The sequence below is a fragment of the Martelella limonii genome (genome assembly GCF_013344475.1).
Classification (GTDB): Bacteria; Pseudomonadota; Alphaproteobacteria; order Rhizobiales; family Rhizobiaceae; genus Martelella; species Martelella limonii.
Window position 1 is genome coordinate 1 of record NZ_JABUOU010000020.1, and the last position, 9,957, is coordinate 9,957.

Sequence of the window (9,957 nt, forward strand, 5' to 3'; positions counted from 1 at the left end):
TTTCAACCGCCTCAAAGAAGCGCGAGGCATCGCTACGCGCTACGACAAGCGCGCTGACAACTACCTTGCAGCCATAAAGCTCTTCTCAGCACGCATCTGGCTTAAGCATTATGAGTCTACCGCCTAGCATGAGACGACGAATCAACCCGATATTGTTGTTTCATCGATAGCCAAGAGGGGAATGGCTTTGAGAAAACACCTGATAGTGCTCACAACATTAGCACTTTTCGGCTGCACGTCTGACACAGCCGTAAGTTTGTCCGCCAACAACGCAGAAGCCAGGGTGGACCTGGATACGGCCTTGGTCGAAACGTACCGACAATGCGTGAGCGCAATGACGACTGGTGTTTACAATGCCGGCGATATCGCAACGACCGGACTGAAAAAAACAAGCAGAAATAGATATTCTCTTGAAGTACCAGTTGACGGAAGCGGGAGCGTATCCGCTGACTATGTCAAACTGAATATCCACTTCATGACGGTCTCCGGGACAAAGCCCGTCATCAGTTGTCGTATTACCTCTCCTGAAGGCAGGAAGTACTTTGAAAAATTCGATTCCAGCTTTAGGCGTTTTGCAAAAGGCGACGGCTACAGGCTGACGAAGAGCGGGTCGACATATTCTTTTTCGACGAAAGGCAAGGAATTCACAGTCTACTTTGAGGAAAGCAAGTCGGCTATGATACGATCTTTGAGAGTAAGATTTTTTTCAATGAACTAATCAGGTCGGTTGGTCGCAGAGGAAAATTTGGTGTCGGTTTACACCTCAAGCGTGTCCACTCGATGTCGCATGCAGATCTTGGCATGATCCGGGCGTTCCGGAACGATTTCACGCGGGGCATGACTACGCTCGAGGCCGGTGGCGCGGATATAGAGGTCCTCGCGATGCTGCCGACGGTCGCATGACCCGGCGGCAGGGCGCTGGAGCCGGGCAGCGGACAATCCGGCGTGGCTGCCGGCCTCTTCTGGCTGGATCGATCGCATTGCTCCGATCGGCAGGCGGCGCAGCAACGCCGTTTGACGCCAATGCAGCCAAAGGCGGACGAACTTCATTCGTGCTGCTGCCGGCTCCATTCGCGAAGCTCGTCTTCGTCCCAGAAGGCGAGATAGAGGCCGTAGGCGGCATCATCCTTGCACAGGACGGTGTCGATCTTTTCATCGGAAATGGTGACGCGGGAATGCTGTCTGCGCGCCCAGCCGAACAGCTCGCCGCTGAGGCGCGCGATCTCGTCCTGGTGCTGCGCCGAGGCGCCAAGATCGTGGAATTCGTCCGGGTCCGTTTCGAGATCGTAGAGCATCGGCCTGAGCCCCTCGACCCAGATCATCTTCCAGCGCCCGTCGAAGATCATCGTCAGCCCGCAGGATTTCGCGTCGGGGCTGAGATGGCGCAGATAGGGGCGAGCGGCATAATCATACTCCGAAATGACGTAGTCGCGGCTCTCGGCTTTCTCGCCGCGTATCCCCGGCAACAGGGAATGGCCTTCCAGTATGTGATCGGGGACGTGGCCGCTGAGATAGTCGACGAATTTCGGCGCGAGATCGATCGCCTCGGTCAGAGCCTGCGACACGGTGCCCCGCGTCGCATCAGCCTTTGCCGACGGATCCACCACGATGAGGGGAACGCGCGAGGACTGATCGTGGAACAGTTCCTTTTCGCCCAGCCAGTGGTCTCCGAGATAATCGCCATGATCGGAGGTGAAGATGATGAGCGTTTCGTCGATCTGGCCGCTATCTTCTAGATACCGGACCACGCGGCCGATCTGGGTGATCGCGGAGCCGAAGGGACTATCTCGTCGCAAATTCGGTTAAGGCGACGTCACCAACCGAACTTCAGATTCAGGTGACCAGCTCCGGGCAAATATGCCGATACCGTTCGAGCTTATGACGATGCGCCTTTGCAAGCCGTCCCGGTTTGGCTGAAGCACAAGACCCGATCTTGCGATTGCAGATTTCGCCCGGTCCGCGACGGACAGGCTGCGGCGGAAGTGATCCGACTGACGTATGCCCATATATTATAGCCGGGATAGTTTAATATCATTCCCCTTTTTAGAAAATCATGTCCGTGGTGGTCCGGAGAAACCCGAAACGTTCGACACGCGGCGTCGACATGAACCGGCTGCGCGCATTATCGCCGGAATTCCTCGCTGATTTCGACGCGGCCCATCCCGCCGAAACCTTAAAAGAGGAGCTCACACATGGCCGACAATGTAATCGTCACTCTTGCGCCGACGTCCAATTTCAAAGGCAAGGACGCCATTCCGGCGCTGCCGGAGCAGCCTGCGGAAATCGCCCGTTCCGTTCGCGAATGCTACGATGCCGACGTCTGCCTGGCCCACATGCACGCGCGATCCCGAGGGCCGCCAGACGATAGAACCGAAGGTCGTCGCCCAGATCAACGCCCATGTTCGCGCACTCAGTCCGGTTATCATCCAGAATTCCATCGCTCCCGCCATGGGCAAGCATCCCGAAAATGCCTGCGCGGGGCAGCGCCCCTCCTTTCGGCCGAACAGGCCCATTGGCGGTTTCTGCATTGGAGAAAGCTGTTCGCTTCCCATTTCTTTCCTGCTACTCGTCGGAGCCGTAAAGATATGGTCCGGAGATTGTTTGAATCGGTCGGCATCATATGTGCCCGGAGTGGATAGATGAGAAATCTGGCAACCGCAGTCAGCGCAATGAACACCAGTGAGGCCCGTAACCGCAATCTGGTTGCCGTGTTCGAGATGATCCGTGAATCCGACGGTGTATCGCGAACGGAAATTGGCGCACGCATGCCGTTCAGCTTGCAGACCGTGACCAGCGTTTGCCAGGAGCTGGTCGCGATGGGCGTCATCCGCGAAGGCGGGCGCCAGCAGATTTCCGGCAAGGGGAAGCCGCAGACCAGACTCAATATCGTGCCGGAGCGCGGCTTTGGTATCGGAATGCAGATGCGCTGGAACTCGATTTCTCTCTGCCTGATCAACCTTGGTTATGAAGTTGTTGACGAGGCGGTGTTCGCTATCGGGGCGTTCGATCCCCAAGCCTATGTTGCAAAAGCCATCGATATTCTGCGGACCTTTATTGCGCGTCATGCCGGAAAGGATATCTGGGGGCTCAGCATTTCGGGGCCATTGCCGGTTGATTTGCTGGAAATCGAAACCATGGTGCCGCGTCCTTTCAACTGGCAGGACGGGAATTGGTTTCGCGCGTTCTGGAAAGACTATTCGATAAATTCCTTCCAGCAGACGATGGAGCAGGCGCTCCAGGTGCCTGTCTCGATTATGAACAATCCGCAATCGGCTGCGATCGCTGAAGCTATGACGGTGCCGGTGGAAGCACGCATGGTCTATATTATGGTCGGCCTCAGTCTCGGTGCAGTCGTGATCAGCCAGCGTCAGCTGAACCAGGAATTATGGAGGAATGCCGGTGAGATCGGTTACGTCATGTACAAGGGAGAGCCCCTCAACAAGCTTTTCTCCGTTAGCGGACTACGCGAATATCTGGGACTGGAACAGCCGCAGGGGCTTTATGAAGATATTGTCAGCAAGGTTGTTGCCGAAGACCCAGCGCGTCTTGATGACTGGTTCAACGGTTCGGCCGAGCGATTGGCTCTGATTGTCAATATCCTCGAGAACACCCTTCGTCCCGATGGTATCGTGGTGGGCGGGTTCGTGCCCGCCTGTTACCTGCAGGAACTATTGCAACGGCTTGGTCCTCTGCCAAATTCGGTAGTTCTTAGAACGGATGATCCGGCGCGTATCATGCCGCGTCTCGTGATCGCGCAACATTCGGCTTCCTCCATTCCCTTCGGCGCTGGCGTGATGGCGATCTCCGGGCGGGCCAATTCGCGCTTCGCCGAAATGATCGACGCGCGCAGGACTTCGAAATAGCCATTTCAAAGAAGTTTCATCGAGTTTTTTCCCCATCTGGCTTTGAGGTGGGCCGTTCCGGCGAAGAGATATTTTTGGCTTCAATTGACTTTATCACGAAACTTGATTAAATCGCCGGTAGTCATCCGGATGAGGATGTCAAGCGAGGGAGGAAGTCTATGAAGTCTAGTTTTGCAATAATGGTGGCCGCAGGGGCAATGATATCGACAAGTGCGCTGGCCGATCCTGTGAAGCTCACCATCTACACGTTCTACACGACCGACACGGCGTTTTATGAGGACATTTTCGGGAAGTATGAGGAGATGCATCCCGACGTTACCATCGAAGTTCAGTCTTTCGAAAACTCGGCTTATGATGCAGCGCTCAGGACGGCGTTTGCCTCAGGAGAGGTGCCCGATATCATCTGCGTGGAGCCTGATGCTCGCGCCGTGGGCATGTACACGCTGATTGACGCCGACCTGCTTGAACCGCTGAATGACCTCTACGAGGCCGAGGGATGGGAACAGATCTTTTTCGACAGCGTAGTTTCCCAGCTCGATGTTGATGGCACCTACTATTCGGTTCCCGTCTCGGTAAACAACTTCTCGCTGTTCTATAACAAGACGCTTTTCGACAAATACGGTCTCGATCTGCCCAGTTCATATGAGGATCTTGGGCATATGTCCGAGGTTCTGGGCGCCGACGGCATCTATCCGATCGCATTCGGAAACCAGTTTCCGCAGCGTGGTCGCGATTATTTCTACATGATTGCGGGACAGAAGGACCACGCCATTATTACAAAGGCGGACTCAGGCGAAACGTCCTGGGATGATCCCGTTTTGGTGGAAGCGGCTCAGAAACTCAAGGATATGGCTGACGATAAGATCTTCATGCCCGGCATCAACGCCATGAGCATTCCTCAGGCCAGCGATGCCTTTCTAACCGGACGTGCGGCCATGATCTTGTCCGGTCCGTGGGACGTCAAGCCTTACTCTGTCGGCAAACCCGCGGACATGGAACTTGGCGTGATGCGTTTTCCGCCCGTCTTTGACGGCGTCGAAGACGGCGTGTCGCCGGGCGGCGTCGGCAAGAATTACGCAATTCCCGCCGGCGGCAAGCACAAGGACGAGGCCAAGGCGGTGCTTTCTTATCTGCTGTCTGAGGACGTGATGAAGCGCTATGTTGAAGAACGCTCCATCATTGCACCTTATGCGGTGGCAAACAGTGCCATTTCAGATCCACTTCTGAAGGTTTTTGTCGAAAATCAGGAGGCTGACGTGGTGCCTCGCGTTCTGCTGAATGCTGACGCGCTTGAAGCGCTCGGCAACGCTGTTCAGGGTGTCCTGTCGGATGAAGTCACCGCCGAGGAAGCCATGCAGGAAGTCGAAGACGCGCGATAGGCGCGGACGGGCCGCAGCCGGAGTCGATGCCTGCTGCGGCCCGCCTTACCCCGGAAAATGCTCATGAAAATGCGAAGCGCAGTCGGAATGGCGGCCGAGACCCGAACGGGGTGGAAATTCCTGTTCCCCGCCATGCTCCTTATCAGTCTCATCACTATTATGCCGGCGCTCTATGCACTCGGTATGAGTTTCTTTTCCTGGAACGGGCTCTCGGCGAAATGGACATTTGTAGGGCTCGATAACTACCGGGAAATGTTTCACGATCGGACGCTGGGACAGGCCGTTTCCAACACCGCCCTGTTCACGCTGATCAATGTTGTGTTCAAACCGATGGCTGCCCTTGCGCTTGCCTACGCAATCGAAAGCGTCGCGTTGAACTGGCTGCGCATCACCTATCGCACCATCTTCTTTTCAACATCGCTGATTTCGGCAGCCATCGCTGCCATGATATGGGCCTTCGTCTATGATCCCAATATCGGCTTTCTCAACCAGATCCTGGGTACCGATATTCTTTGGCTTGGGGATCGGCATATCGTGCTCTGGTCGATTGCAGTTGTCGGAATATGGCAGTTTCTGGGGCACAACGCATTAATTCTTGCTGCCGGCCTGCAATCCGTTCCGCGCGAGCTCTATGATGCCGCGGAGATGGATGGGGCCACCGTCTGGGGCAAGTTTCGCTTCGTTGCCCTTCCGCATCTGCGCAGCTTCATCGCTATCGTCATCGTTATAAACATCATCAACAACCTCAAGGCCTATGATCTGTTCAAGGTCATGACCGACGGGGGGCCGCGCCACGCGAGTGAGGTTATCGCCACGCATATCATCAAGGTCGCCTTCGAAAAGGGTGAGCTTGGCTATGCCGCAGCGATCAGTTACGGCCTGCTGCTCGTTACCCTCGTTCTCGTGGTTGTTTACCTCTATCTCACCGAGTTCCGGCGGGAGGAAAGCGCGTGATGCAGCGTATCGGTTTCATGACAGTTTCGAAGCATATCATTCTAACAGCCACATCGTTCGCCTTCGCGGCGCCGCTTCTTTGGGTTGTTGTCACCAGCTTCAAGGCGCCGCAGGAATATTATAATGGGCGGATATTTCCCTCCGGGGCATGGCAGTTTTCCAACTACCTGGAGGCCGTGGTACAGTATGATCTGGTCCATTTTTATGCCAACAGCCTGCTGATGGCCTCTGCTGCCGTCTTCATCGGGCTAATCCTTTCGCTCTTGTGCGCCTACGCACTCTTCCGTCTGCGGTTTCGCTTCAAGAATGTGATGTTCGTTTCGCTTGTGGTGCTGATGATGTTGCCCCCGCAACTGACGCTGATCGCGCAGTTCCTGCTGTTTCAGAAATCGCAGATCCTTTATACGCCTTTTGCGCTGATCCTGCCGTATACGCTCGGCGTTCTGCCGTTGGGCGTTTTCATCCTGCGCGGCTTCTTTAACGAATTGCCGATCGACCTGGATCATGCCGCCCGCATGGATGGCGCCACCAATCTGCAGATTATCTTTCTGGTGCTGTTGCCGCTTTCGATGCCCGTTCTGGCAACGGCTTGTATTCTGACCTTCATCCAGACCTGGAACGAGTTTTTGCTTGCTTCCATCTTCGTGCGCGAAGACTGGGCGACGCTGCCGGTGGCGATTGCCCGTATTAACACGGTGGCGACGGTGGAGGGCAACCAGCCCATGAAATTTGCAGCCGTCGTGTTGTCCTTCCTGCCACTGCTTGCCGTTTTTCTGTTCATGCAGCGCTATTTCGTCAAAGGTCTGGCTTCGGGTGGGGTCAAGGGATGAAAATCGAGAATACCGAAATGCCAGACAAGAAACCGCATATCCTGCTTTTCAATCCCGACCAGATGCGCGCCGATATCATGGGGCATCTGGGCTCAGGCAGCACAGTGACGCCGTTTATCGACAGCCTCGTCGAAAACGAGGCCGTATCCTACGCCAACACCTGCTGCCAGGCGCCGGTATGCACGCCAAGCCGCTGCTCGTTTGCCACCGGTCTATACCCGCATGTGAATGGTCACAGGTCGCTGCATCACATGTTGCATGCCGAACGCGGCGAGAAGAACATGTTTCAGGTATTGCGAGAGAATGGCTATTTCGTCTGGTGGGGCGGCAAGAACGATATCGTTACGGCCGACGCCGGGCCGGAGGCCTTTTGCGATATACATTTCCGTCCGGATGACGCCTTTTTCGAGCGTCACCACAGCCGGCCGCGAGACGATAATCACAGCGCCGGCGAAAGTTGGCGCGGAAAGCCGTGCTCAGATACCTTTTATTCTTTCTTTCGTGGCGAGTTGAAGAAGGGGAACCAGGACCGGTATTATCTCGACAGCGACTGGCAGAATGTTCTCGGCGCGATCGAGTTCATTGAAAACGCGCCGACGGATCGTCCGCTCTGCATCTACCTGCCGATACTCTATCCCCATCCGCCCTATGGCGTGGAAACCGAGTTCTTCGAAGCCTCTGCCAATGCGCCGTTGCCGCCGCGCCGTCATGCAAGCGAAGAGCAATTGTCGCGCAAGCCGGATATGTTGCGTCAGATCCGCAAGGCACAACGGCTGGAAGGCTGGACGGAAGAGCGCTGGGATGCGCTGCGGCGTACCTATCTGGGCATGGTCGCCCGCGTCGACCGTCAGTTTGAATTGCTGATGGCGGCGCTGAAACGCGCGGGAATCTATGATGATACCGCCGTATTCATGTTCTCCGACCACGGCGATTATACCGGCGATTACGAAGTCGTGGAGAAAAGCCAAACCACAATGGAAGATCCGATCGTGCGCGTGCCGTTGGTTGTCAAGCCACCGAAACAAATACCAGTCACGCCTGGAGTACGCGATCATGTCATGGCGGAATTGATCGACATGACCGCCACCGTGTTCGACCTCGCCAATGCCGATCCCGGTTACGACCATTTTGGGCGTACATTGACACCCTCCCTTGCCGATCCGGCAATCCCGCACAGGCAATATGCTTTCTGCGAAGGTGGAAGGCGTCCGGATGAAATGCAAGTCTCCGAGCAGGAGTCGCTTCTTCAGTTCGGCAGCGATCCCACCGAGGGGCTCTATTTTCCGCGCATCAATATTCAGGTGAACGATGCCCGGGCCCATGCGCGTACGGTTATGATCCGATCGCTGACACACAAATATATCCGACGCATGTCCGGGGAGGACGAATTCTACGACCTGCGCGCCGACCCGATGGAACTCGCCAACCGTATCGATGACCCTGCTCTGGCCACCGAACTTGCCCGGCACAAGGATGCGCTTCTCGGCTGGTATCTCGAAACGTCAGACATAGTGCCGCGGAAAACCGACAGCCGCTGGAAAACGAAGATAGATGAGCGGTCACCCGCCGCCAAGGCAACAGGATTGGAGTCCTGACATGTACAGTGTTGAAATCAAGAACCTGAACAAGCATTACGGTCGGTTCCACGCGCTGAAAGATATTAATCTGCAATTGCGCGAAGGCGAGTTCGTGGTGATGGTTGGTCCCTCTGGCTGCGGAAAATCGACACTGCTGCGTACCATTGCCGGACTAGAGGATGCCAGCGACGGTGAAATCTTCGTCAATGGCCGTGATGTGACGCATATCGCTCCCCGTGATCGGGGATTGGCCATGGTGTTCCAGAACTATGCGCTTTATCCGCACCTGACTGTTGCCGAAAATATGGGGTTTGCTTTGCGGCTGGCGCGCCAGCCGAAAGCGGAGATCGATGCTGCGGTGCGCCGGGCGGCAGAAACGCTGCAGCTTACAGATCATCTGGACAAGAAGCCGCGCCACCTCTCCGGCGGACAGCGCCAGCGGGTGGCGATCGGTCGCGCGATTGTGCGGCAGCCCGAGGTTTTCTTGTTCGATGAGCCGCTCTCCAACCTCGACGCCGCCCTTCGCGCCCAGATGCGCGTAGAACTCGGCGCGCTTCATCAGTCGCTTGGCGCATCGATGATCTACGTCACCCATGACCAGGTCGAGGCCATGACGATGGCAGATCGGATCGTCCTGTTGCGGGGCGGGCTCATAGAGCAGGTCGGGTCACCGCTAGAACTTTACAACCGACCGGCCAGCCGGTTTGTCGCCGGATTTCTTGGCGCGCCGAAGATGAATTTCTTCGCCGCCACCATCGCGGCGTTGGGGCCGGATGAGCTCAGGGTCGCAACGGGGGACGGTAGCAGTTTCGTCCTGCCTGCTGCCAGCCTTGTTGATGATGCTAAGCTTCAGGTCGGATCCCCTGTTTCCATCGGGCTTAGACCGGAACATTTTCATATCGCAAACAATCTTGCCGACGGGCCGGTCTATAACGTGCGCATTGTGCTGGAAGAGCGCTTGGGCCGCGAAACCGTGCTCTATGCCGACAGTGATGCCGTGCATCCGGATCAGCCCGATCAGCCGCACATCACCATCCACCGCAATGTTCAATCCTATTTCAAGCCCGGAGACAAAGCTCCGATCACCTTTTCGCCGGAAAAGGTCGTGCTGTTTGACGCCGACGGTCGTGCGCTGCGGTGGCCAGCTCAACAATAACCGGCACGCCAAAACCGTTCAGGCGGATAGTGGTCGAGCAGCAATGCGTTCAGGCTTGCCCAACGCAATGGCTGTCAATCGGCGTTGTAATGGGACCCCATTTAGGCGTCCAAAAGGCCCCCCTCCCTTGGGTTGCACTCGGCGATCAGCGCGCGCAGGCCCGGAGCCATCAATTTAGCGTAGAGGCCTGCGGGCGCG

At 56.3% G+C, this 9,957-nt stretch carries 10 protein-coding genes and 1 pseudogene; 9 read left to right on the forward strand and 2 right to left on the reverse strand.

Annotated features, from left to right (window positions below; all coding sequences use genetic code 11):
* Positions 1–127 (forward strand): annotated as a pseudogene (locus HPQ62_RS20660) (IS5/IS1182 family transposase); the annotation flags it as partial.
* A gap of 60 nt (positions 128–187) precedes the next feature.
* Positions 188–718, forward strand: a complete 531-nt coding sequence (locus HPQ62_RS20665; RefSeq protein WP_174804489.1) for a hypothetical protein — start codon at positions 188–190, stop codon at positions 716–718.
* A gap of 38 nt (positions 719–756) precedes the next feature.
* On the opposite strand, the gene HPQ62_RS20670 is transcribed toward HPQ62_RS20665, so the two are convergent.
* The gene (locus HPQ62_RS20670; protein ID WP_174804490.1) at positions 757–1,050 is read right to left on the reverse strand and encodes a hypothetical protein; all 294 of its coding nucleotides are present in this window, start codon (positions 1,048–1,050) and stop codon (positions 757–759) included.
* Entirely contained in the window at positions 1,047–1,748 is a 702-nt protein-coding gene (locus HPQ62_RS20675; RefSeq protein WP_342343744.1) for a sulfatase/phosphatase domain-containing protein, read from the reverse strand. Before HPQ62_RS20675 ends, HPQ62_RS20670 begins: the two co-directional genes overlap by 4 nt.
* A 444-nt stretch (positions 1,749–2,192) precedes the next feature.
* On the opposite strand from HPQ62_RS20675, the gene HPQ62_RS21320 reads away from it, so the two are divergent.
* The 7 genes from HPQ62_RS21320 to HPQ62_RS20710 all read left to right on the forward strand — a co-directional run bounded on the left by HPQ62_RS21320 (position 2,193) and on the right by HPQ62_RS20710 (position 9,759).
* Positions 2,193–2,639 (forward strand): 3-keto-5-aminohexanoate cleavage protein, encoded by a 447-nt coding sequence (locus HPQ62_RS21320; protein ID WP_174804492.1) that lies wholly within the window; start codon positions 2,193–2,195, stop codon positions 2,637–2,639.
* Entirely contained in the window at positions 2,640–3,863 is a 1,224-nt protein-coding gene (locus HPQ62_RS20685) for an ROK family protein (protein ID WP_174804493.1), read from the forward strand.
* Between the two features lie 158 nt (positions 3,864–4,021).
* Entirely contained in the window at positions 4,022–5,242 is a 1,221-nt protein-coding gene (locus HPQ62_RS20690) for an ABC transporter substrate-binding protein (RefSeq protein WP_174804494.1), read from the forward strand.
* 63 nt (positions 5,243–5,305) lie between these two features.
* A complete protein-coding gene (locus HPQ62_RS20695) occupies positions 5,306–6,196 on the forward strand; it encodes a carbohydrate ABC transporter permease (RefSeq protein WP_206678111.1) in 891 nt (296 codons plus the stop codon).
* Positions 6,196–7,026, forward strand: a complete 831-nt coding sequence (locus HPQ62_RS20700; RefSeq protein ID WP_174804496.1) for a carbohydrate ABC transporter permease — start codon at positions 6,196–6,198, stop codon at positions 7,024–7,026. Before HPQ62_RS20695 ends, HPQ62_RS20700 begins: the two co-directional genes overlap by 1 nt.
* Positions 7,023–8,621, forward strand: coding sequence for a sulfatase family protein (locus HPQ62_RS20705; protein ID WP_174804497.1), 1,599 nt, complete (start codon positions 7,023–7,025; stop codon positions 8,619–8,621). Before HPQ62_RS20700 ends, HPQ62_RS20705 begins: the two co-directional genes overlap by 4 nt.
* Position 8,622: 1 nt before the next feature.
* Positions 8,623–9,759, forward strand: coding sequence for an ABC transporter ATP-binding protein (locus HPQ62_RS20710; RefSeq protein ID WP_174804498.1), 1,137 nt, complete (start codon positions 8,623–8,625; stop codon positions 9,757–9,759).
* Positions 9,760–9,957: the final 198 nt, after the last annotated feature.